At 55.2% G+C, this 21,273-nt stretch carries 21 protein-coding genes and 1 riboswitch; of the genes, 7 read left to right on the plus strand and 14 right to left on the minus strand.

Annotated features, from left to right (window positions below):
* The 3 genes from OGY18_RS15600 to OGY18_RS15610 are packed head-to-tail and all read left to right on the plus strand — an operon-like array spanning position 1 to position 2,962.
* Positions 1-762 (plus strand): endonuclease/exonuclease/phosphatase family protein, encoded by a 762-nt coding sequence (locus tag OGY18_RS15600; RefSeq protein ID WP_126318751.1) that lies wholly within the window; start codon positions 1-3, stop codon positions 760-762.
* Entirely contained in the window at positions 759-2,000 is a 1,242-nt protein-coding gene (clsB, locus tag OGY18_RS15605) for a cardiolipin synthase ClsB (RefSeq protein WP_003831540.1), read from the plus strand. The genes OGY18_RS15600 and clsB overlap by 4 nt, the downstream gene beginning before the upstream one ends.
* A complete protein-coding gene (locus tag OGY18_RS15610; protein WP_126318755.1) occupies positions 2,000-2,962 on the plus strand; it encodes a lysylphosphatidylglycerol synthase domain-containing protein in 963 nt (320 codons plus the stop codon). Before clsB ends, OGY18_RS15610 begins: the two co-directional genes overlap by 1 nt.
* Before the next feature lie 86 nt (positions 2,963-3,048).
* Here the strand turns inward: OGY18_RS15610 and OGY18_RS15615 are convergent, their stop codons facing one another.
* The 6 genes from OGY18_RS15615 to moaA all read right to left on the minus strand — a co-directional run bounded on the left by OGY18_RS15615 (position 3,049) and on the right by moaA (position 6,496).
* The gene (locus OGY18_RS15615) at positions 3,049-3,753 is read right to left on the minus strand and encodes a Bax inhibitor-1/YccA family protein (RefSeq protein WP_286553559.1); all 705 of its coding nucleotides are present in this window, start codon (positions 3,751-3,753) and stop codon (positions 3,049-3,051) included.
* Between the two features lie 41 nt (positions 3,754-3,794).
* Positions 3,795-4,247, minus strand: coding sequence for a molybdopterin synthase catalytic subunit MoaE (moaE, locus tag OGY18_RS15620; protein ID WP_126318757.1), 453 nt, complete (start codon positions 4,245-4,247; stop codon positions 3,795-3,797).
* Between the two features lies 1 nt (position 4,248).
* Entirely contained in the window at positions 4,249-4,494 is a 246-nt protein-coding gene (gene moaD / locus OGY18_RS15625; protein ID WP_003831530.1) for a molybdopterin synthase sulfur carrier subunit, read from the minus strand.
* Positions 4,487-4,972, minus strand: a complete 486-nt coding sequence (gene moaC, locus OGY18_RS15630; protein WP_003831529.1) for a cyclic pyranopterin monophosphate synthase MoaC — start codon at positions 4,970-4,972, stop codon at positions 4,487-4,489. The genes moaD and moaC overlap by 8 nt, the downstream gene beginning before the upstream one ends.
* A 2-nt stretch (positions 4,973-4,974) precedes the next feature.
* Positions 4,975-5,487 (minus strand): molybdenum cofactor biosynthesis protein B, encoded by a 513-nt coding sequence (gene moaB / locus OGY18_RS15635; protein ID WP_286553563.1) that lies wholly within the window; start codon positions 5,485-5,487, stop codon positions 4,975-4,977.
* 19 nt (positions 5,488-5,506) lie between these two features.
* The gene (gene moaA, locus OGY18_RS15640; protein WP_032934386.1) at positions 5,507-6,496 is read right to left on the minus strand and encodes a GTP 3',8-cyclase MoaA; all 990 of its coding nucleotides are present in this window, start codon (positions 6,494-6,496) and stop codon (positions 5,507-5,509) included.
* Positions 6,484-6,629, minus strand: a riboswitch (molybdenum cofactor riboswitch). (Overlaps the previous gene by 13 nt.)
* 329 nt (positions 6,630-6,958) lie before the next feature.
* Between moaA and yvcK the strand changes: the two genes are divergently transcribed.
* The gene (gene yvcK / locus OGY18_RS15645; RefSeq protein ID WP_003831525.1) at positions 6,959-7,867 is read left to right on the plus strand and encodes a uridine diphosphate-N-acetylglucosamine-binding protein YvcK; all 909 of its coding nucleotides are present in this window, start codon (positions 6,959-6,961) and stop codon (positions 7,865-7,867) included.
* A gap of 157 nt (positions 7,868-8,024) precedes the next feature.
* Here yvcK and uvrB read toward each other — a convergent pair whose 3' ends face one another.
* Positions 8,025-10,046 carry an excinuclease ABC subunit UvrB gene (uvrB, locus tag OGY18_RS15650; RefSeq protein WP_008784186.1) on the minus strand — a complete coding sequence of 674 codons (2,022 nt, stop codon included), beginning with the start codon at positions 10,044-10,046 and terminating at the stop codon, positions 8,025-8,027.
* 768 nt (positions 10,047-10,814) lie between these two features.
* Between uvrB and OGY18_RS15655 the strand changes: the two genes are divergently transcribed.
* A complete protein-coding gene (locus tag OGY18_RS15655; protein WP_003831522.1) occupies positions 10,815-11,537 on the plus strand; it encodes an ABC transporter ATP-binding protein in 723 nt (240 codons plus the stop codon).
* Here OGY18_RS15655 and bioD read toward each other — a convergent pair.
* Genes bioD through bioB form a run of 4 tightly spaced genes read right to left on the minus strand, consistent with a single transcriptional unit; the run spans position 11,503 to position 15,127 of the window.
* Positions 11,503-12,201, minus strand: coding sequence for a dethiobiotin synthase (gene bioD, locus OGY18_RS15660; RefSeq protein WP_149281379.1), 699 nt, complete (start codon positions 12,199-12,201; stop codon positions 11,503-11,505). The genes OGY18_RS15655 and bioD overlap by 35 nt on opposite strands.
* Positions 12,194-12,949 (minus strand): malonyl-ACP O-methyltransferase BioC, encoded by a 756-nt coding sequence (bioC, locus tag OGY18_RS15665; protein WP_149384160.1) that lies wholly within the window; start codon positions 12,947-12,949, stop codon positions 12,194-12,196. Before bioC ends, bioD begins: the two co-directional genes overlap by 8 nt.
* Positions 12,933-14,090, minus strand: a complete 1,158-nt coding sequence (bioF, locus tag OGY18_RS15670) for an 8-amino-7-oxononanoate synthase (protein ID WP_286553568.1) — start codon at positions 14,088-14,090, stop codon at positions 12,933-12,935. The genes bioC and bioF overlap by 17 nt, the downstream gene beginning before the upstream one ends.
* Positions 14,087-15,127, minus strand: a complete 1,041-nt coding sequence (gene bioB / locus OGY18_RS15675) for a biotin synthase BioB (RefSeq protein WP_123268302.1) — start codon at positions 15,125-15,127, stop codon at positions 14,087-14,089. The genes bioF and bioB overlap by 4 nt, the downstream gene beginning before the upstream one ends.
* A 76-nt stretch (positions 15,128-15,203) precedes the next feature.
* Here bioB and bioA point away from each other — a divergent pair, with 76 nt between their 5' ends.
* Together bioA and OGY18_RS15685 are read left to right on the plus strand one after the other, a co-directional pair.
* Complete coding sequence (gene bioA, locus OGY18_RS15680; RefSeq protein WP_286553572.1) at positions 15,204-16,493, plus strand: adenosylmethionine--8-amino-7-oxononanoate transaminase; 1,290 nt, start codon at positions 15,204-15,206, stop codon at positions 16,491-16,493.
* A 57-nt stretch (positions 16,494-16,550) separates the two neighbouring features.
* Positions 16,551-17,027 (plus strand): kinase inhibitor, encoded by a 477-nt coding sequence (locus OGY18_RS15685; protein WP_149281377.1) that lies wholly within the window; start codon positions 16,551-16,553, stop codon positions 17,025-17,027.
* Positions 17,028-17,122: 95 nt separating this feature from the next.
* Here the strand turns inward: OGY18_RS15685 and hutH are convergent, their stop codons facing one another.
* The 3 genes from hutH to OGY18_RS15700 form a co-directional block, all read right to left on the minus strand.
* Positions 17,123-18,643, minus strand: coding sequence for a histidine ammonia-lyase (gene hutH / locus OGY18_RS15690; protein WP_003831508.1), 1,521 nt, complete (start codon positions 18,641-18,643; stop codon positions 17,123-17,125).
* A gap of 1 nt (position 18,644) precedes the next feature.
* The gene (hutU, locus tag OGY18_RS15695; protein ID WP_286553574.1) at positions 18,645-20,330 is read right to left on the minus strand and encodes a urocanate hydratase; all 1,686 of its coding nucleotides are present in this window, start codon (positions 20,328-20,330) and stop codon (positions 18,645-18,647) included.
* Positions 20,331-20,466: 136 nt separating this feature from the next.
* On the minus strand, positions 20,467-21,186 hold the full coding sequence (locus OGY18_RS15700; RefSeq protein ID WP_003831502.1) for a histidine utilization repressor: 720 nt from the start codon (positions 21,184-21,186) through the stop codon (positions 20,467-20,469).
* Positions 21,187-21,273 lie beyond the last annotated feature (87 nt).

The following is a 21,273-nucleotide window of genomic DNA, read 5'->3' on the forward strand; positions in this document are numbered from 1 at the left end:
ATGAGCGGATCGGGAGTTCAATTTTCATTCAATGTGCTCACCATTAATACTCACAAAGGGTTCACCGCCTTCAACCGGCGTTTTATTTTGCCTGAGCTACGGGAGGCCGTCAGAACGGTTGGTGCAGACATTGTATGTCTGCAGGAAGTCATGGGCGCGCACGAAGCGCATTCGCTGCACATTGATAACTGGCCGGATACCAGCCATTACGAATTTCTGGCGGACACCATGTGGAGCGACTTCGCCTACGGGCGTAACGCCGTGTACCCGCAGGGACATCATGGTAATGCGGTGCTGTCGCGGTATCCCATTGAGCATTATGAAAATCGTGATGTGTCAGTCGGCGCGAGTGAAAAGCGCGGAGTCCTTTACTGCCGAATCGTACCGCCAATGCTCTCCCACCCCATCCATGTGATGTGTGTACATCTCGGCCTGCGTGAAGCTCACCGCCAGACCCAGCTCTCTATGCTGGCAGACTGGGTTAACGCCCTACCCAACGCGGAGCCCGTAGTGATTGCCGGAGATTTTAATGACTGGCGGCAAACGGCCAATCGTCCGTTGAAAGCCAAAGCTGGCCTTGACGAGATTTTTACCCGCGCCCACGGCCGCCCGGCGCGAACCTTTCCGGTGCAGTTTCCCCTGCTGCGCCTGGACAGGATCTATGTGAAAAACGCGAATGCCAGTACCCCAACGACGCTGGCGCTGCGTCACTGGCGACATTTGTCCGATCATGCCCCCCTGAGTGCGGAGATTCATTTATGAAATATGGCTGGCGTGAAGGCAATCAAATTCAACTGCTGGAAAATGGCGATCAATTCTACCCCGCCGTCTTTGACGCCATTGAGCAGGCAGAGCAAAAAATTATCCTTGAGACCTTTATCTGGTTTGAAGATGCGGTCGGAAAACGGCTGCATGCCGCGTTGCTCGAAGCCGCCCGGCGAGGTATCAAAGCAGAGGTGCTGCTGGATGGCTACGGCTCGCCGGATCTGAGCGACAGTTTTGTTGAAGAGCTGACCGTAGCCGGCATTGTTTTCCGCTACTACGATCCGCGCCCGCGCCTGTTCGGTATGCGCACCAATCTCTTTCGCCGTATGCATCGAAAAATAGTGGTCATTGATGACCGTGTTGCCTTTGTCGGCGGCATCAATTACTCCGCTGAACATATGTCTGATTACGGCCCGGAGGCCAAACAGGATTACGCCGTGCGCGTTGAAGGTCCAGTCGTAGCCGACATCCTAAGATTCGTGCTGGAAAACTTGCCCGGACAGAGCGCCGTACGACGCTGGTGGCGACGTCATCACCGGGCAATCGACAATCATCGCCCTGGCGAAGCGCAGGCGCTGTTTGTCTGGCGCGATAACGAAGAGCATCGCGATGATATTGAACGCCACTATCTGAAAATGCTGACCCAGGCCCGGCGGGAAGTGATTATCGCCAATGCCTATTTCTTTCCAGGATATCGCCTGCTGCATGCCCTGCGTAAAGCGGCACGACGCGGCGTTCGGGTAAAACTCATCGTGCAGGGTGAACCGGATATGCCGATTGTGAAAGTGGGCGCCCGCCTGCTGTACAACTATCTGGTTAAAGGTGGCGTCCATGTCTATGAATACCGCCGTAAACCTCTGCATGGCAAAGTGGCGCTGATGGACGATCACTGGGCGACGGTGGGATCCAGCAATCTTGATCCGCTGAGCCTGTCGCTGAATCTGGAAGCAAATCTGATTATTCATGACCGCACGTTTAACCAGACCCTGCGCGACAACCTGAACCCTATTATTGCGCAGGACTGCAAGCGGGTTGATGAATCCATGCTGCCAAAACGCACCTGGTGGAACCTGACTAAAAGCGTGTTGGCCTTCCACTTTTTACGCCACTTCCCGGCGCTGGTCGGCTGGCTTCCTGCGCATACCCCGCATCTGGCCGAGATAGAGCCGCCCGCGCAGCCCGCTCTGGAAACTCAGGACCGTATACAAACTGAGGATGCAGGAGGGAAAACCTGATGGCAAAAAATCACCGACGCTGGCGGTTAGCGAAAAAGATCCTCACATGGTTATTTTTTATTGCGGTGATCGTGCTGCTGGTTGTTTATGCCAGCAAAGTCAACTGGCAGGAAGTGTGGACGGTAATTCGCGATTACAACCGGATCGCCCTGCTCAGCGCCGTGGGGTTGGTGATCGTCAGTTATTTACTTTACGGCTGTTATGATCTGCTCGGGCGCTACTACTGCGGTCACAAACTGGCAAAACGCCAGGTCATGCTGGTGTCGTTTATCTGTTACGCGTTCAACCTGACGTTAAGCACCTGGGTGGGTGGTATTGGGATGCGTTATCGGCTCTACTCGCGTCTCGGGTTGCCGGGGGGCACAATAACGCGGATTTTTTCGCTGAGCATAACCACAAACTGGCTGGGCTATATTCTGCTGGGCGGTTTTATATTTACCTTCGGCGTCGTCGAACTGCCCGCACACTGGTATATCGATGAAGGCACATTGCGCATTTTAGGCATAGCGCTGCTGATGATTATTGTTGTTTATCTGTGGTTTTGCGCTTTCGCTAAACATCGTCACATCACCATCAAGGGCCAAAAGCTGGTGCTACCCTCGTGGAAATTTGCCCTCGCGCAAATGGCGATATCCGGGGCTAACTGGATGGTAATGGGGGCGATTATCTGGTTGTTGCTGGGCCAGAACATCAACTATTTCTTCGTGCTGGGCGTGCTGCTGGTAAGCAGTATTGCCGGGGTGATTGTGCATATTCCGGCGGGGATCGGCGTGCTGGAGGCAGTGTTTATGGCGCTGCTGGCAGGAGAGAATACGTCTCAGGGCACGATCATTGCTGCCCTGCTCGCGTATCGCGTGCTCTACTATTTTATTCCGCTACTGCTGGCGCTGATGTGTTATTTGCTGTTGGAGAGTCGGGCGAAAAAGCTACGGGCAAAGAACGAGAAGGCGATGGCGAAATGATGGTGCATATAGTGCCGGATGCGGCCTACCGCCTGGTATCAAAAGTAGGCCGGATAAGGCGTTAAGCCGCATCCGGCAACAGACAATTAACGACGATTGCCGAAAATACGCAGCAGCATCAGGAACAGGTTGATGAAGTCCAGATACAGCGTTAAAGCCCCAAGAATTGCATATTTACGCAGATTGGAGCTGTCGCGCAGGTCAATCTGCTCACCGATATTTTTCAGCTTCTGCGTGTCATAGGCGGTCAGACCGACAAACACAATCACCCCGATATAGGTCACCGCCCACATCAGCGCTTCGCTCTTCAGCCAGAAGTTAACCAGTGAGGCCAGCACAATACCGATCAGCGCCATAAACAGCATATTGCCGAAGCCGCTCAGATCGCGCTTGGTGGTGTAGCCATACAAGCTCATGATCCCGAACATCCCACCGGTGACCACGAAGGTGCTGGCGATAGACGAGTAGGTATAGACGATAAAAATGCTTGATAGCGTCAACCCGGTTAATGCCGAATAGAGCATAAACAGCGTGGTCGCCATACCCGCGCTGAGCCTTTGCACCATGCCAGACAGGACGAACACCAGCGCCAGTTGAGCGATGATCAGGCCAAAGAAGGTGATTTTGCTGGAGAAGACAAACATCATCACCGCGGGCGTATTTGCCGCATACCAGGCGATAAACGCCGTCAGCAATAGTCCGCAGGTCATCCAGCCGCACACCTGCGCCATATACGTTTGCAGACCGGAACGGGCCTGTACAATAGAATCGGATCGTGGGAATCGGTCCATGACAATCTCCTGAATCAGTATGAGCCTACAACAATTGTACTCTACCAGCGTTTTGCTGCTAGCTTATCGCTGTCGCGGGCATCAACCCAGCGCTCACCTTCCGGCGTAGCCTCGCGTTTCCAGAACGGCGCGCGGGTTTTCAGGTAATCCATAATGAACTGCCCGGCATCAAATGCGCTGCTGCGATGCGCACTGGTCACGCCAACAAACACGATTTCGTCACCCGGCCACAGTTCGCCAATGCGATGAATCACCGTCACCCGACCCAGTGGCCAGCGCGAACGCGCTTCGTCGACAATCTCCGCCAGCGCTTTTTCGGTCATTCCCGGATAGTGTTCCAGCGTTAACGCCTGCACGCTGTCACCGAGATTGTGATTGCGCACTTTACCGGTGAAAGTGACGACCGCGCCGTCTTCATCGCGCTCTGCCAGCCAGGGATACTCATCCCCGACGCTGAACGGCGCGTGGCCAACAACAATTCGCGTTTCAGCCATCTTAGCCTCCGGTTACCGGCGGGAAGAAAGCGACTTCATCACCCGCGTTAAGAGGATGGTCAAAACTGACCAGCGTCTGATTCACCGCCGCCAGCAGCTTGCCGTCTTCCAGCGCCAGCGCCCAGCGATCGCTTTGCGCCGCCAGATGCTTGCGCAGTGCTTCTACCGTAGCAAACTCGGCGGCAACTTCTAACGCATCGGTGTTCACCAGTTCCCGTACCTGAGCAAAGAAAAGAACCTTAATCATGCGCATCCACCTTAAAATCACCCGATTTGCCGCCGCTTTTTGCCAGCAGACGCACCGGACCAATCACCATATCCTTTTGTACCGCTTTGCACATATCGTAGATGGTCAATGCCGCCACGGAGGCTGCCGTTAACGCTTCCATTTCAACGCCGGTTTTACCGGTCAGGCGACACAGCGTTTCAATACGTACGCGATTGTGCTCCGGCTCGGCGTGCAAATTGACTTCGACCTTGCTCAGCATCAGTGGGTGACACAGCGGGATAAGATCCCAGGTGCGTTTGGCTGCCTGAATACCGGCAATACGCGCCGTGGCGAAAACGTCACCTTTATGGTGGCTGCCGTCGATGATCATCGCCAGCGTTTCGCTATGCATGGTTACGAATGCTTCTGCACGCGCCTCGCGTACGGTTTCCGCTTTGGCGGAGACATCCACCATATGTGCTTCGCCAGCGGCGTTAATATGAGTCAGTTGCGACATACTTATTTCTTCAAATGTGGGTGGAAGTTACACGGACGCGTACGGGCATCAAGCTGCGGCGCAATGATATTTTCCCAGGCGGTACGACACGCTTTCGTCGAACCCGGCATGGCAAAAATCAGCGTTTTATTGGCCACCCCGGCAATCGCCCGGGATTGCAGCGTCGCGGTGCCAATCTCTTCAAACGACAGCATACGGAAGACTTCGCCAAACCCTTCAACTTCTCTGTCGAACAGCGGTTGCAGCGCTTCCGGCGCCTGGTCCCCTTCGGTTAAGCCAGTGCCACCGGTAATGAGCACCACCTGTACATCGTCACTGGCAATCCAGGCAGAAACCTGGGCGCGGATGGCGTAGCGGTTCTCTTTGACAATCGCCTTATCGACAATCTGATGACCCGCTTCTTGCACCGAGTCACGCAGATAATGGCCGGAGGTGTCATCTTCTTCGCCGCGACGGTTGGAAACAGTAAGAATAGCAATGCGTGTCGGGATAAATTCAGCGCTTACCTGACTCATGAAAAACTCCTTTTAGCGATCAGCCGCCAATGTAAGATAAGTTTTGCGTAATACCGGTATTGTTCTGATGCAGGAAATGGGTCTGCTTTTTCTCCAGCAGCGCGGCTGAAATACGTTCTTCCAGCGCCGGTTGCTGAGCATCGTCTTCCAGCAAATCACGCAGGCTTACGCCACCTTCACCAAATAAACACAGATGAAGCTTGCCGACAGAGGAAACGCGCAGACGATTACAGGTGGCGCAGAAGTCTTTCTCATAAGGCATGATCAGACCAATTTCGCCAACATAATCAGGATGACAGAATACCTGAGCCGGGCCGTCGCTACGCTGTCGGATCTGGTGGATCCAGCCGCGACGCAGCAGCTCATCGCGCAGTACCTGTCCGGAAATATGGTGTTTACGGAAGAGAGAGCTGCCCTCGCCCGTTTCCATCAGTTCAATAAAACGCAGTTGGATTGGTCGAGGTTGGATCCACGCCAGGAAGGTGTCCAGTTGATGATGGTTTACGTCGCGCATCAGCACGGTGTTGACTTTCACTTTTTCAAAACCGGCATCAAAGGCGGCATCAATGCCTGCCATCACCTGCTGAAACTTGTCCTGTCCGGTAATGGCGTGAAACTGACGGGCATCGAGGCTGTCGACGCTGACGTTGAGCGCGGTCAGTCCGGCATCGCGCCAGGCGGCGGCATCGCGCGCCAGACGATAACCATTGGTGGTTACCGCAATCTGGCGGATGGCGTCGTTTTCGCGCACGGCGGCGATGATGTCAGTGAAGTCGCGACGCAGTGAAGGTTCGCCCCCCGTCAGACGCACTTTTTCCGTTCCCAGACTGGCGAACGCACGCGTGACGCGGCGAATTTCATCAACGGTCAAAAAGCCGTTATTGGTGACCCCGCCGGGCTTATAGCCATCCGGCAGGCAGTAGGTGCAACGAAAGTTACACACATCGGTAATCGACAAACGTAAGTAGTAAAACTTACGTGCGAAAGCATCGGTAAGTTGAGAGCCCATGTACACCTTTCCAAATACGGGAGACGTAGTCATTTCTTCCTGCGCCCTGGTGACAAACTTTTTCAAGTCTTGTCACGGCCAAAGCACCGTATCATTTGACCCAGGTGCAGAGGCTAGAGTGTTTATACTCATCATACTTCGAGTTGCAGATGCGTTGGCTTTCGGCAACTCAAATTATTAAAAGTACTTTGTGGTTATGCCGATACTAGCGTGTAAATGACGCTTTTGCCATGTACACTTTCGCTGTATAAATACATACATAACGACATGATCGTGCAATTTCGCTACAGAATAAGCAAAAACTACAGTTTTGCATTGATATACATCATCTTGCTATCAGGTGGGTGTCGTCAGAAAGGAGTAGATCGCAGAAAAAAATTACGGCAGATGCCGACTGGATAATTGCCGAAAACACGCTATTTACGTTACTGTAGCGCCGATCAATTGATATCAGGAAAATATATGCGCACTCGCACGCTGGCAGATCTGGACCGCGTTGTCGCTCTCGGCGGAGGGCATGGATTAGGACGCGTTCTCTCCTCTCTTTCCCCATTAGGTTCCCGCCTGACGGGTATCGTCACCACCACCGATAACGGCGGGTCGACAGGTCGTATTCGTCGCTCTGAAGGAGGGATAGCCTGGGGAGACATGCGTAACTGTCTGAACCAGTTAATTACCCAACCCAGCGTTGCATCCGCCATGTTTGAGTATCGTTTTGGCGGTAATGGCGAACTTTCCGGGCATAACCTCGGAAATCTGATGTTAAAGGCGCTCGACCACCTCAGCGTGCGGCCTCTGGAAGCTATCAATTTAATTCGTAGCCTGCTGAAAGTTGACGCACATTTAATTCCGATGTCGGAGCTGCCGGTGGATCTGATGGCCATTGATGACCAGGGACATGAAGTTTATGGCGAAGTGAATATCGATCAGCTCACCGTCCCGCCTCAGGAACTGATGCTGTCGCCAAAAGTCCCGACTACGCGTGAGGCCGTTGAGGCTATCGCTGAAGCGGATTTGATTTTGATAGGCCCTGGCAGTTTTTACACCAGCCTGATGCCGATTCTGTTACTCGATGAAATGTCACAGGCATTACGTCGCACACCGGCTCCGATGGTCTATATAGGCAATCTTGGGCGCGAATTAAGCCTGCCAGCAGCCAGCCTGACGCTTAGCGATAAGCTGGCCATTATTGAACAGTACGTCGGGAAGAAAGTGATTGATGCGGTGGTTGTGGGGCCGAAAGTAGATGCTTCCGCCGTTACCGACCGCGTTGTGATCCAGGAAGTGCTGGAAGCCAGCGATATTCCCTACCGCCATGACCGCCAGCTATTGCATAGTGCGCTGGAGAAAGCAGTGCAGGCGCTGGGCTGAACGGATTTGCCTGATGCGCTTTGCTTATCAGGCCTACAAAACGATTTGCTCCGGCATCCGGCATCAAACAATGCCTGATGCGCTGCGCTTATCAGGCCTACAAAGGCGATCTACCCCGTAGGTCGGATAAGGGGTTTACCCCGCATCCGACACCGCCTTACGATGCCGCAATAAACAACTCGCGCAGCTGATGCAACTGGTCACGGATTGTCGCGGCCTCTTCAAACTCGAGATTCTGTGCGTGCTGCATCATCTGCCCTTCCAGCTCGTGAATCTTCTGCTGCAGCGCTTTTGGCGTCATATCCAGTTCGACAACCTCAGACTTCGCGCCTGCGCGTGACTTCCCTTTGCCTTTCGCTTTGGTCTTCGCAATATTCTGACCCAACGCCAGAATATCGACCACTTTCTTGTTCAGGCCCTGCGGCGTAATACCGTGCTCTTCGTTGTAGAGCTGCTGTTTCTCACGACGACGTTCGGTTTCACCAATCGCTTTGGCCATTGAGGCGGTAATTTTATCACCGTAAAGAATCGCCTTACCGTTGATATTACGCGCCGCACGACCGATGGTCTGGATAAGCGAACGTTCAGAACGCAGGAACCCTTCTTTGTCTGCGTCCAGAATCGCCACCAGGGAGACCTCAGGCATGTCCAGGCCTTCACGTAACAGGTTGATACCCACCAGCACGTCAAACTCGCCCAGACGCAGGTCACGAATGATTTCCATACGTTCCACGGTATCGATGTCAGAGTGCAGATAACGCACCCGCTCGCCGTGTTCTTCGAGGTATTCTGTGAGGTCTTCCGCCATCCGTTTGGTGAGCGTGGTGACCAGCACACGTTCGTTAATCGCCGCACGGGTGCGGATTTCAGACAGCAGGTCGTCAACCTGCGTCGCCACCGGACGCACCTCAATAACCGGATCCAGCAGCCCGGTCGGTCGTACCACCTGATCGACCACATCATCACCGGATTTCTCCAGCTCATAGTTGCCCGGCGTCGCCGAAACGTAGATGGTTTGCGGGGCCAGCGCTTCAAACTCTTCAAATTTAAGCGGACGGTTATCCAGCGCCGACGGCAGACGGAATCCGTATTCGACCAGGGTTTCTTTACGCGCCCGGTCACCGCGATACATGCCGCCAATTTGCGGGATAGTCACGTGGGATTCATCCACAACCAGCAGGCCATCGGCAGGCAGGTAATCAAACAGCGTCGGCGGCGGCTCGCCCGGACCACGCCCGGACAGATAGCGGGAATAGTTTTCAATCCCCGAGCAGTAACCCAGCTCGTTCATCATTTCCAGATCGAACTGGGTACGCTGACTTAAGCGCTGTTCTTCCAGAAGTTTGTTATTTGCCAACAGGACTTTTCGCCGCTCTGCAAGCTCAACCTTAATTTCTTCCATCGCCTGTACAATACGTTCGCGCGGCGTCACGTAGTGCGTTTTAGGGTAGATGGTAAAGCGCGAAATAGTGGATTCGACCTGCCCGGTAAGCGGGTCAAACAGCGACAAACGTTCGACCTCTTCATCAAACAGTTCCACGCGCAACGCGATGTCGTCAGATTCCGCCGGGAATATGTCGATCACTTCACCGCGCACGCGGAAGGTCCCGCGCTGGAATGCCTGATCGTTGCGGGTATATTGCAGCTCCGCCAGACGACGCAGGATCGCGCGCTGGTCGATAATCATCCCCACCGTCAGGTGCAGCATCATTTTCAGGTACAGATCCGGGTCACCCAGACCATAAATCGCGGAAACCGACGCCACGACAACGACATCCCGTCGCTCAAGCAACGCTTTGGTCGCTGACAGTCGCATCTGCTCAATGTGTTCGTTAACCGAGGCATCCTTCTCGATGAAGGTGTCAGAACTTGGCACGTAGGCTTCCGGCTGATAATAGTCGTAGTAGGAGACGAAATATTCCACCGCGTTATCCGGGAAAAACTCTTTCATCTCACCGTACAACTGTGCGGCAAGCGTCTTATTGGGGGCCAGCACCATGGTAGGTCGCTGTAAGTCCGCAATCACGTTCGCGATGGTGAATGTTTTCCCCGACCCCGTCACCCCCAGCAGCGTCTGATGCGCCAGTCCATCCTCCAGACCTTCTTCCAGGCGACGAATCGCCTCAGGCTGATCGCCAGAGGGTTTAAAAGCGGAATTTAGTTTGAACGGTTTACTCATGAGCAGCTACCTGAAGCAATGGGCGGGCAGGTGTGTAATTTTACTCGCAGCCGTATATTTTGCCAGTAAAATATACTGGATGGAAAAACAGTAACGCGCCAGAATATTTCTGTTACCCCAGCAAAATGGCCGTGACTACAGGCTAAAATTTGTCCGCAGGCAAGATAAAACACCAGCAAAAATGTGTTATCCCCAAACCAATGACTTTTTTAACATTTGTCAAGCTACCCGATGAAAGTTTTGTGGCAACACATGACACTTCTGCGACAGCCATTGCATTTATCTAACACACTGTAATTTAATGACTATTATCTCAAGCCGTCTTTCGCATCAATTTAGTCGCAGGCCGCGTCTTCTCTCGCTTACCTTGTGTTTTCTAACTCTAATACACAAGGTTATCCACAGGAATAGTGGATAACTGCCTCCAGCCCGTATGGACTGTAGCCTGGCAAAAACGTCCTGATGGTCTTTTCTGGTGGGATAAAAAAAAATTATCGCTATTTTTTGATATTTATCAGCTAACGAAGCGACCTGGAATGGCCGAGATCTTGCTCGCATTTTCATCATTTTCCTGCCTGCACCATCACAACGCCACCAGGCACTGACAATGTGCACACTGCGCCGCTCATCCACAACAAGCCAGATACCGCAACCCGCTCAATACGCTATTCTGCTGTATTTTCCCCTCATTCCGCTTCTGGCAAGAGATTTGCAGTTTTCTCCCGACCATCAGCCCGCGAGGCGGATATCATCATGAGGGAGAAATCTATGTTGAGTCTTCGTGCAGTGAATCACTATTACGGTAATCAACACTCGCTTTGGGATGTCGATCTCGACCTGTTGCCCGGTAAATGTACCGCCGTGCTGGGTCTTCCAGGGATGGGAAAAACCACGCTGGCCAATTGCATCACAGGCAATTTACCGATTGAGAGCGGAACCATGTTCTGGCATCAGGCTGGCGCACCACCTTGCGATCTGCTTCAGATTCCGGCGGCAAAGCGCATTGCGCTGGGTATTAACTGTGTATCACAGGAACGGCGAATTTTTTCGCAGCTGACGGTAGAGGAAAATCTGCACATTGCGCGCCAGGCGGTTGAGAAAAGCGAAACGATGAACAGCAGCGATATTTACCGCCTGTTTCCACAGCTGTTTGTACTGCGTCAGGCCAAAGGGGTGGCATTGTCGGAGGAAAATCAGCACCAGCTTGCACTCGCCAGTGCGTTAGTCACTCGCCCGCGCCTGCTGATTCTCGATGAGCCGACGCGAGGAAGTGGCCAGGCGTATATCCACAAACTGGGGAATCTGATAGTGAGGCTAAGCCAGGAGCTTGGCATCGCCATTATGCTCGCGGAGCAGAGCCTGCCGTTTATTCGTCGGGTCGCTGACTGCTATTGCTTGTTACATCGTGGACGCAACGTGGCTCAAGGGCAAATAACACAATTCAGCGACCCGCTAATCAACGACTGGTGGATGCCAGAGACAAAACGCTAAGATCGATATAACGACCTGTCGCTGCTCGTTCCGGCTCTTCTGCCAGCCAGGGAATTTCCCCCAGTAGCGGAGCCGCAAGCGCACGCTTTAGTGTCGCCATATATTCAGCATGACGCTTACCGGGTGGCTGCACATCATTGGCAACCCATCCGGCGAGCGTCAGCCCGGCCTGCTGCACCGCCTGGGCGGTCAAAATGGCATGATTGATACAGCCGAGCTTAACGCCAACCACCAGAATCACCGGCAGTTGTTCCGCTTTTACCCAGTCAGAAAAACTCAGCGTTGGCGAAAGTGGCGTAAACCATCCGCCTGCGCCTTCCACCAATACCCAGTCAGCCTGTTCTTCAAGCATGCGTAAACCCGCAGACATCACTGAGGCCTGAATGGGGCGCCCTTCGTCAGCACTGATGATATGCGGTGAGGTAGGTTCGGCGAAGGTATACGGATTGATGGCCGCATAATCCACTGCCACAACGCTGTTGCGCTGTAGAGCCAGCGCATCGCTGTTTCGCAGACCTTCAGCCGTCATTTCACTGCCTGACGCCACCGGCTTATAGCCGACCGTTCGCAACCCCAGCTGTCCCGCCGCCTGAAGCAACGCACAGCTGGCGATAGTTTTACCTACTTCGGTGTCCGTCCCGGTGACAAAATACGTGTTAGTCACGTTGAATTACTCCCAAAAAAAGATGATAGGTCAGCGGATATTTCCCCTGCTGACAGGGCCAGGCGAGCTGTAACTGGCGCAACTGCGAGCGGGTCAGCACACGCTGCTCGCGCCCATCATGCAAATGCGTAGCGCCAATGCCTTTCAGCGAGCGCATGGCGCTCAGCGCATCGTCAAACCACAGCGTGACGGCATGAGACTGATATTCAACGTCCCAGCCGCACAGCGCGTTTTCCAGTTGCTCCACCGGCAAAAAACGGTTGGCGTGCTCCCGATCATCAACTGCTCGCCACGCCTGACGAAGTTCAGGCATCGACCCTTGCGCCAGGGTACTAAACGCCACCGTCCCGCCAGGACGCACCACCCGGTATAGCTCGCGTAACGCGCCGCGCAGGTCGTTGCACCACTGCACGGCCAGATTGCTCCAGGCCAGGTCGAAAGTGGCAGCGGCCTGCGGAATGGCTTCGATATCCGCCAGCAGATAGTGATGGGCAACATCGTGACGCTGCGCTTCGGTCAGCATTTGTGCCGACAGATCCAGCGCACAGACCTCGCTCCCCTGCTCCCGCCAGTAACGACTCATACGCCCAGGCCCACAGCCCGCGTCCAAAACCCGTGAGAACGCCCGGCCATCGAGTTGTGCCAGTAACGCATCGGCGCTCTGACGCTGAAGCTCCGCATGTTGCTCATAGTGCGTGGCCGCGCGACCAAACGCAGCGGCAATAGCCTGCTTATTGACCTGCGCCATGCAGCACCTCCAGTAGGCTGTCGATATCCTGGACTTCATGCGCCTGGGTCAGCGTAATCCGCAGCCTGGCCGTCCCAACCGGCACCGTCGGTGGACGAATCGCCGTCACCCAGCACCCCTGTTGCCGTAACGTCTGTGCCAGTTGCAAGGCTTTATGATTGTCGCCAACGATCAGCGGTTGAATAGCGCTGTCTGAATGCGCCAGCGTCAAATCCGTAGTATTCACCCCTGCGCGAAAACGCTGGATAAGCTTCGCCAGCTTTTCTCTGCGCTCATCGCCTTCGCGGCTGCGGATCACCGCCAGCGCGGAGCGCAAAGCCTGAGCCTGGGCTGGCGGCATGCTGGTGCTGTAGATCAGATGACGGGCGAATTGCAGCAGATAATCGGCCACGCTATCAGAACACAAGATTGCCGCACCGCTGACGCCAAACCCTTTGCCAAACGTCACCACCAACAGCTCAGGTTTCACCTGCTGTCGAGAGCACGAACCGCGCCCTTCCTCACCGCTTACGCCAATCCCATGCGCATCATCCACCAGCAGCCACGCGCCCTGCCGTTTCGCCACAGCGTGAATTTCTGCCAGCGGCGCACTGTCGCCATCCATGCTGAACACGCCTTCGGTAACCACCAACTGCTGCCCCAGACAGGGGGCCGTCAGCAAACGATCCAGGTGTTGCGAGTCGTTATGGGTAAAGCGACGTAACGCGGCAGGGCTAAGACTGGCAGCCTCCAGCAGCGAGGCATGGCTGAGCCTGTCGGCAACAATCTTGTCATCTTTTCCCATCAGTGCGGCAATGACCGCCTGATTGGCGGCAAAACCAGAGATGAACAACAGCGCCCGGGAATAGCCGAGCCACTGCGCCAGCTCTTCTTCCAGCGCCTGATGAGCAACGGAATAACCGCTGACATGGCCCGAGCCGCCGCTGCCGACGCCAAAACGCTCAGCGCCCTGCTGCCACGCGCAGATAATTTGTGGATGGTGGCTTAAGCCGAGATAGTCGTTGCTGGAGAAATTCAGATACTGACGACCGTCGGCCTGCAGCCAGCGACCCGCGCCCTGCGTCACTGCATAGCGCTGACGCAGAGTATCAGCACGACGACGCGCTGTTAGCGCATCGTCTATTTTTTGCTGCCAGGTCATACAGTTGCCGCGTTGTAGTAATCGTCGGTATCCGGGGTACGCAGCGCCTGCTCCAGACGTTGTTGCTGTTCGTTATCGCCCGCCAGTACCGCCGTTTGCTGCGGGTTAAGACCCAGCTTGCGAAATAACAGCAAATCTTTATCTTCGTTCGGGTTCGGGGTGGTCAGCAGTTTGCAGCCGTAGAAAATCGAGTTGGCCCCGGCCATAAAGCACATCGCCTGGGTTTGTTCGTTCATCTGCTCGCGCCCGGCAGAAAGACGCACGTATGAGGTCGGCATCATGATACGCGCCACGGCGATAGTACGAATAAAATCAAAAGCATCTACGTCGTCGTTATCGGCAAGCGGCGTGCCCTTCACTTTCACCAGCATGTTGATCGGCACGCTTTCCGGCGGCGTCGGCAGATTCGCTAATTGCAGCAGCAGACCCGCGCGGTCGGTCACCGTTTCGCCCAGCCCAACAATCCCGCCGGAGCAAACTTTAATGCCCGCCTCGCGCACTTTATCCAGCGTGTCCAGGCGCTCCTGGTACGAACGAGTGGTGATGATATTGCCGTAAAATTCCGGCGAGGTGTCGAGGTTGTGGTTGTAGTAGTCCAGACCCGCATTGGCGAGGCGCTTGGCCTGAGATTCGTCCAGCGTGCCCAGCGTCATACAGGCTTCCAGCCCCAGTTCTTTTACGCCCTGCACCATTTGTTCCAGGTACGGCATATCGCGCTCATGCGGGTTTTTCCACGCCGCGCCCATGCAAAACCGCGTTGAGCCGGCCTGCTTCGCCTTACGTGCCGAGTCCAGTACCTGTTCAACCTCCATCAACCGTTCTGTTTCCAGACCGGTTTTATAGCGGGAGCTCTGCGGGCAGTATTTGCAATCTTCCGGGCAAGCACCGGTCTTAATCGACAGCAGCGTACTAACCTGTACCTGCTGCGGATCGAAATGCTGACGATGAACCTGCTGCGCTTCAAACAGCAGATCCAACAGCGGTTTTTCAAATAATTCGGTGACTTGCGACATTGTCCAGCGAGAAGAATGAGCCATATTGGTATACGTTTCGTTGTTAGTTTGGTGTAGACTCGTAAACCTAAATCTTTTTAATTTGGTTTACAAGTCGATTATGACAACGGACGATCTTGCGTTTGACCAACGCCATATCTGGCACCCATACACCTCCATGACCTCCCCGTTGCCGGTTTATCCGGTGGCGCGTGCCGAAGGTTGCGAACTGATCTTAGCCAGCGGTGAGAAGCTGATTGACGGCATGTCATCCTGGTGGGCGGCGATCCACGGTTACAATCACCCGCAGCTGAACGCCGCGATGAAAACGCAGATTGATACCATGTCGCATGTGATGTTTGGCGGCATTACCCATGCCCCGGCCATTGCGTTGTGCCGCCAGTTGGTGGCGATGACCCCAGAGGCGCTGGAGTGCGTTTTTCTCGCGGATTCAGGGTCGGTCGCCGTAGAAGTCGCAATGAAAATGGCGCTGCAATACTGGCAGGCTAAAGGTGAATCCCGCCAGCGTTTCCTGACATTTCGTAACGGTTATCACGGTGATACCTTCGGCGCGATGTCGGTCTGCGATCCCGACAACTCAATGCACAGTCTGTGGAAGGGGTACCTGCCGGAGAACCTGTTTGCCCCTGCCCCACAAAGCCGCATGGGCGGCGAGTGGGACGAACTGGATATGGTGCCTTTTGCCCGTCTGATGGCCGCACATCGCCACGAAATTGCGGCGGTGATCCTTGAGCCAATCGTACAGGGCGCTGGCGGTATGCGCATGTATCATCCCGAATGGTTAAAACGCATCCGTAAGATGTGCAACCGTGAAGGGATCCTGCTGATTGCCGATGAAATCGCCACCGGATTTGGTCGTACAGGCAAGCTGTTTGCCTGCGAACACGCCGACATAACCCCGGACATTTTGTGCCTGGGCAAAGCGTTAACCGGCGGGACAATGACCCTTTCAGCAACCCTGACCACACGTCAGGTCGCAGAAACCATCAGCAACGGTGAAGCCGGATGCTTCATGCACGGCCCAACCTTTATGGGCAATCCGTTGGCCTGCGCCGTCGCCTCCGCCAGCCTGTCGTTAATCGAAACCGGCGAGTGGCGCGCGCAGGTAGCGGCCATTGAAGCGCAACTGCGGGCAGAACTCGCCCCGGCGGCGGACTCCAGTTGGGTCGCGGACGTACGCGTGCTCGGCGCCATTGGCGTAATCGAAACCACGCATCCGGTGAATATGGCAGCGTTACAGAAGTTCTTTGTCGAACAGGGCGTGTGGATAAGACCGTTTGGCAAGCTCATCTACCTGATGCCGCCGTACATCATTCAGCCCGATCAGTTGCGTCGCCTGACGCAGGCCGTGAACGAGGCTGTGCGCAATGCAACATTTTTTAGCGATTAATCAGCGGTAAGCTCTACGGTTTCTGGCTACACTTTTTGGCTAACAAGAGGAGTCAGCATGAAACTAATCAGTAACGATCTGCGCGATGGCGATAAGCTTGGGCATCGCCACGTCTTTAACGGCATGGGGTATGACGGGGATAATATTTCCCCACATCTGGCGTGGGATGACGTACCCACAGGAACCAAAAGCTTTGTGGTGACCTGCTTTGATCCTGATGCGCCAACCGGCTCCGGCTGGTGGCATTGGGTGGTGGTAAATCTGCCGGCTGATACCCGCGTACTCCCACAAGGATTCGGCTCCGGGCTGGTTGCACAACCGGATGGGGTGATTCAGACCCGTACAGATTTTGGTAAAGCGGGTTATGGTGGCGCTGCGCCGCCGAAGGGGGAAACCCACCGCTATATCTTTACGGTTCACGCGCTGGATGTGGAGCGTATTGATGTCGATGAAAGTGCCAGCGGCGCGATGGTTGGATTTAACGTCCATTTCCACTCGCTCGCCAGCGCCTCGATTACCGCGATGTTTAGTTAAGCTGTGTTGTGCCGGATGTCGGCTTAGCCTCATCCGGCCTACAAAGCAGACCGTAGGCCTGATAAGACGCGTCAGCGTCGCCATCAGGCAATTTTCTACAGAAATTCAGGCAGCAATTTCAGCAACGTTCCTTGTGCTAACAGCTCGGTCGCGCACTCAATATCCGGGGCAAAAAAGCGATCCTGCGTGTAGTGAGCAACCTGCTCGCGCAGCGCCTGTCGCGCCTGCTCCAGCAGCGGACTGGAGGTTAACCCTTCACGCAGGTCAATCCCCTGACACGCCGCCAGCCACTCCACGGCAATCACGCCGCGCGTATTCGCCGCCATCTCCCACAGTCTGCGCCCAGCCGCTGGTGCCATAGACACGTGATCTTCCTGGTTGGCGGAGGTCGGCAAGCTGTCCACGCTGTGCGGATGCGCCAGCGCTTTGTTCTCGCTCGCCAGCGCGGCGGCGGTCACCTGGGCAATCATAAAGCCGGAGTTAACCCCGCCGTTTTTCACCAGGAACGGCGGCAACTGCGACATATGTTTGTCCATCATCAGCGCAATGCGCCGCTCTGATAACGAGCCAATTTCCGCAATTGCCAGCGCCAGATTATCTGCCGCCATCGCCACCGGTTCAGCATGGAAATTCCCACCGGAGATCACATCGCCCTCTTCGGCAAACACCAGCGGGTTGTCGGAAACCGCGTTGGCTTCAACCAGCAGAACATCCATCACCTGGCGCATTTGCGTCAGACACGCCCCCATCACCTGTGGCTGACAGCGCAGAGAATACGGGTCCTGCACCTTTTCACAGTTATGATGCGACTGCGAAAGCGCGCTGGAATCGGTCAACACATGACGGTACAGCATTGCGGCATCAATCTGCCCACGCTGCCCTCGCGCGGCATGAATACGGGCGTCAAACGGACGACGGGAGCCCAGCACCGCTTCTGTGGTCAGCGCCCCGCACACCGTCGCAGACGCAAACAGTTCCTGAGCTTCAATTAACCCGCGCAATGCAAAGGCGGTGGAAGCCTGAGTGCCGTTGAGCAGCGCCAGTCCCTCTTTCGCCTCCAGCGTGATCGGCTCCAGTCCGGCCTTTTTCAGCGCGTCGGTCGCCGGGAGCCATTCCCCCTGCCAGCGCGCTTTACCTTCGCCCAGTAGCGTCAACGACATATGTGCCAGCGGCGCCAGGTCGCCCGATGCGCCCACCGACCCTTTCGCCGGGATCAGTGGATACACCTCGGCATTCACCAGCGCAATCAGCGCTTCAATCACGCTCAAACGAATGCCGGAAAAACCGCGCGCCAGGCTGTTGATTTTCAGCACCATAATCAGGCGAACCATTGCGTCATCCAGCGCTTCGCCAACGCCTGCCGCATGGGAAAGCACCAGCGAACGCTGTAAATTCTGCAAATCTTCCGTGGCGATACGGGTCTGAGCCAACAGACCAAAGCCGGTATTAATGCCATACGCCGTACGGCCTTCAGCGACAATATTATTGACGCAGGCGACGCTGGCGTTGATTGCATCAATCGCCCCGGCATCCAGGCTCAGTTTGACCGGCTGCTGCCAGATTTCACGTAGCTGGGTAAAACTCAGATGGCCCGGCGTGAGAGTCATGGTGTTCATATCAGCGTTTCTCCTGCGTCGCGGCAACCATCGGCAAATTCAGCCCTTCTTCAACTGCGCACTCCACCGCAATGTCATACCCGGCATCAGCGTGACGCATCACCCCGGTCGCCGGATCGTTATGTAATACCCGGGCGATGCGCGCCGCGGCTTCATCGGTGCCATCGCAAACAATCACCATCCCGGCATGCTGGGAGAAGCCCATGCCAACCCCGCCGCCGTGATGAAGCGACACCCAGGTCGCGCCGCTGGCGGTGTTAAGCAGCGCGTTCAGCAGCGGCCAGTCGGATACGGCGTCTGAACCGTCGCGCATAGCTTCGGTTTCGCGGTTTGGGCTGGCAACAGAACCGGAGTCCAGATGGTCACGGCCAATAACAATCGGCGCGGATACTTCACCACTGCGCACCATTTCATTAAACGCCAGCCCCAGCTTTTGTCGCCACTCCAGGCCGACCCAGCAGATACGCGCTGGTAAGCCCTGGAAGTTAATCCGCTCACGCGCCATATCCAGCCAGTGATGAAGGTGCTTATTATCAGCCACGATCTCTTTCACTTTGGCATCTGTCTTATAAATATCCTGCGGATCGCCGGAAAGCGCCACCCAACGGAATGGCCCTATGCCGCGACAGAACAGGGGGCGAATATATGCAGGTACGAAGCCGGGGAAATCAAAGGCGTTTTCCACGCCCATCTCTTTTGCCATCTGGCGAATGTTGTTGCCGTAATCAAACGTCGGCACGCCCATTTTGCTAAACGCCAGCATCGCCTCAACGTGCGTTGCCATTGAACGTTTCGCCGCCTGCACCGTGCCCTGGGGATCGGACACCGCTTTTGCCTGATACTCTTCCCAACTCCAGCCGCACGGCAGATAACCATGCAGCGGATCGTGGGCGCTGGTCTGGTCGGTGACCATATCCGGGCGCACACCGCGCTTCACCAGTTCCGGTACCACATCAGCGGCGTTAGCACACAGTGCAATGGAGACCGCTTTACCCTCGCGGGTGTATTTGTCGATACGCGCCAGCGCATCGTCAAGCGATGTCGCCTGCTCGTCCACGTAACGGGTACGCAGACGGAAATCAATTCGGCTTTGTTGGCATTCAATGTTCAGCGAACACGCACCCGCAAGCGTAGCGGCTAACGGTTGCGCTCCGCCCATGCCGCCCAGCCCGGCGGTCAGCACCCAACGTCCGCTCAGCTTACCCTGATAATGCTGACGCCCGGCCTCAACGAAGGTTTCATAAGTCCCCTGCACGATGCCCTGGCTGCCGATGTAGATCCAGCTCCCGGCGGTCATCTGGCCGTACATCGCCAGCCCTTTGGCGTCCAGTTCGTTGAAGTGTTCCCAGGTCGCCCAATGCGGGACCAGGTTGGAGTTGGCAATCAACACGCGCGGTGCGTTGTCGTGAGTTTTGAATACGCCTACCGGTTTTCCGGACTGGACCAGCAGAGTTTCATCGGTCTCCAGTTTGGTCAGCGCATTGACGATGGCGTCATAACATTCCCAGTCCCGCGCGGCGCGGCCAATCCCACCGTATACCACCAGCTCATGCGGATTTTCCGCCACATCGGGATCCAGATTATTCATTAGCATGCGCAGCGGCGCTTCGGTCAGCCAGCTTTTGGCCGTTAAGGTGGTGCCGCGCGGGGCACGAATATCCTGCTGACGATATTTGCTATGGGACATGACAGAAGACTCCTCGCGAACGTCGGATAGATAAGAAACATATACTTGTCTATACAAGTCATCGCAAGGGTGATTTTAACAATTAAGATACATTTTTATTATATTGCGTCAGCAATCACGGTTTTCATGTCCTGTATCAGGACATAAACCGCCCTTGCAGCCGATAGCGAGAACCTGGAAACAGCAAGCGGGCATGAGAGACTATGGACGACGCAGACCAGGTCTTACGACGAATCAGCAGGCAGGGATCGTGTTCTTTAATATTCAGCAGCGCGCACTCTTCAGCGCTGGCACGTACCGCTTCAACAATATGCTCACCTTCCGTTAAAGGGGCTATCAGCGACAGGTATGCGTGCGGCGTGGTCTGGCTGTAATCCTGCGCCAGATACTCCGGCACAATTTCGGCATTCACGCAGCGATCTTCAATCTGTACCGGCAGATCGTTCTCGTAGTGCACCATGACAGAGTGAAAAATGGAGGTGCCTTCTTTGACGTTTAACACCAAAGCCTGCTGCGCGTTGGCCTGGGTTTTTTCCAGCGTCAGCACTTCACACCGGTGCTGATGCTGACGGGCGTTGATTTCATCCGCGATGCTGCGGATTTCAAACAGCGCGGACTGGCCTTTTGGCTCGGCGACAAACGTCCCCACGCCCTGTAAACGCACCAGTAAACCTTCATCCGTTAACTCACGCAGCGCCCGGTTGATAGTCATGCGGCTGAAACCATATTGCGCCACCAGCTCTGCCTCAGAAGGAATGCGATCGTGAGGCTGCCAGATACCGCTGGCAATTTTTTCGCTGATCTCCTGTTTGACCTTTTCGTAAAAAGGAGCCGGAGCAGAACGGGATGGGAGCATGCGTGAGCCTTCCTTAAGCTGAAAATGTGAGTGGGTAGAGTTTACAGGCATTACCCGAACCTGATAAGCGCAACGCCATCAGGTATG

This window comes from Citrobacter sp. Cpo142 (assembly GCF_030332425.1).
In the GTDB taxonomy this organism is placed as follows: Bacteria; Pseudomonadota; Gammaproteobacteria; order Enterobacterales; family Enterobacteriaceae; genus Citrobacter; species Citrobacter portucalensis.

What these genes read in the sequence shown, in the direction of transcription:
- OGY18_RS15600 (WP_126318751.1), top strand. Translation starts at nt 1, where the DNA reads ATGAGCGGATCGGGAGTTCAATTTTCATTCAATGTGCTCACCATTAAT.
- clsB (WP_003831540.1), top strand. Translation starts at nt 759, where the DNA reads ATGAAATATGGCTGGCGTGAAGGCAATCAAATTCAACTGCTGGAAAAT.
- OGY18_RS15610 (WP_126318755.1), top strand. Translation starts at nt 2,000, where the DNA reads ATGGCAAAAAATCACCGACGCTGGCGGTTAGCGAAAAAGATCCTCACA.
- OGY18_RS15615 (WP_286553559.1), bottom strand. Translation starts at nt 3,753, where the DNA reads ATGGACCGATTCCCACGATCCGATTCTATTGTACAGGCCCGTTCCGGT.
- moaE (WP_126318757.1), bottom strand. Translation starts at nt 4,247, where the DNA reads ATGGCTGAAACGCGAATTGTTGTTGGCCACGCGCCGTTCAGCGTCGGG.
- moaD (WP_003831530.1), bottom strand. Translation starts at nt 4,494, where the DNA reads ATGATTAAGGTTCTTTTCTTTGCTCAGGTACGGGAACTGGTGAACACC.
- moaC (WP_003831529.1), bottom strand. Translation starts at nt 4,972, where the DNA reads ATGTCGCAACTGACTCATATTAACGCCGCTGGCGAAGCACATATGGTG.
- moaB (WP_286553563.1), bottom strand. Translation starts at nt 5,487, where the DNA reads ATGAGTCAGGTAAGCGCTGAATTTATCCCGACACGCATTGCTATTCTT.
- moaA (WP_032934386.1), bottom strand. Translation starts at nt 6,496, where the DNA reads ATGGGCTCTCAACTTACCGATGCTTTCGCACGTAAGTTTTACTACTTA.
- yvcK (WP_003831525.1), top strand. Translation starts at nt 6,959, where the DNA reads ATGCGCACTCGCACGCTGGCAGATCTGGACCGCGTTGTCGCTCTCGGC.
- uvrB (WP_008784186.1), bottom strand. Translation starts at nt 10,046, where the DNA reads ATGAGTAAACCGTTCAAACTAAATTCCGCTTTTAAACCCTCTGGCGAT.
- OGY18_RS15655 (WP_003831522.1), top strand. Translation starts at nt 10,815, where the DNA reads ATGTTGAGTCTTCGTGCAGTGAATCACTATTACGGTAATCAACACTCG.
- bioC (WP_149384160.1), bottom strand. Translation starts at nt 12,949, where the DNA reads ATGGCGCAGGTCAATAAGCAGGCTATTGCCGCTGCGTTTGGTCGCGCG.
- bioF (WP_286553568.1), bottom strand. Translation starts at nt 14,090, where the DNA reads ATGACCTGGCAGCAAAAAATAGACGATGCGCTAACAGCGCGTCGTCGT.
- bioB (WP_123268302.1), bottom strand. Translation starts at nt 15,127, where the DNA reads ATGGCTCATTCTTCTCGCTGGACAATGTCGCAAGTCACCGAATTATTT.
- bioA (WP_286553572.1), top strand. Translation starts at nt 15,204, where the DNA reads ATGACAACGGACGATCTTGCGTTTGACCAACGCCATATCTGGCACCCA.
- OGY18_RS15685 (WP_149281377.1), top strand. Translation starts at nt 16,551, where the DNA reads ATGAAACTAATCAGTAACGATCTGCGCGATGGCGATAAGCTTGGGCAT.
- hutH (WP_003831508.1), bottom strand. Translation starts at nt 18,643, where the DNA reads ATGAACACCATGACTCTCACGCCGGGCCATCTGAGTTTTACCCAGCTA.
- hutU (WP_286553574.1), bottom strand. Translation starts at nt 20,330, where the DNA reads ATGTCCCATAGCAAATATCGTCAGCAGGATATTCGTGCCCCGCGCGGC.
- OGY18_RS15700 (WP_003831502.1), bottom strand. Translation starts at nt 21,186, where the DNA reads ATGCTCCCATCCCGTTCTGCTCCGGCTCCTTTTTACGAAAAGGTCAAA.